The 367-nt window shown below is 49.9% G+C and carries 1 protein-coding gene; it reads left to right on the top strand.

Features of this window, described 5'->3' with window-relative positions:
• Nucleotides 1–25: 25 nt before the first annotated feature.
• Nucleotides 26–367, top strand: a 342-nt coding sequence (locus IV91_RS0113940) for a 3'(2'),5'-bisphosphate nucleotidase CysQ family protein (RefSeq protein ID WP_324603973.1), incomplete at its 3' end; no start/stop codon positions are given.

Raw genomic sequence — 367 nt, 5'->3', positions numbered from 1 at the left:
CGTCAAGCGGTCGGGATGGGCTATTTTGCAATATTATTCGGAAATAGCCTCCGCCGATTCCCGTCATCCACTGAAGGTGACACACAAGGAGGATCGGAGTCCGCTGACGGAAGCGGATCTGGCTTCCCACAAAATCATTGTAAGCGCTCTGTCTGAACTGACCCCTCATCTTCCGGTGATTTCAGAAGAAGATGGAAAAAGGGTCCCGAAGTACCCCGCTCCGAAATGTTTCTGGCTTGTGGATCCCCTGGATGGAACCAAGGAATTTTTGGCAGGAAGTGGTGAATTTACAGTTAATATCGCTTTGATTTGGCATGGAAAATCCATATTTGGTGTGGTGGGGGCTCCGGCCCTGGATTTGATCTAC

Origin of the sequence: Ferrovum myxofaciens, assembly GCF_000735045.1 — a bacterium.
GTDB lineage: Bacteria > Pseudomonadota > Gammaproteobacteria > Burkholderiales > Ferrovaceae > Ferrovum > Ferrovum myxofaciens.
Note: the sequence above shows the minus strand (reverse complement) of the source record. Positions and strands in the feature narration are given on the sequence as shown.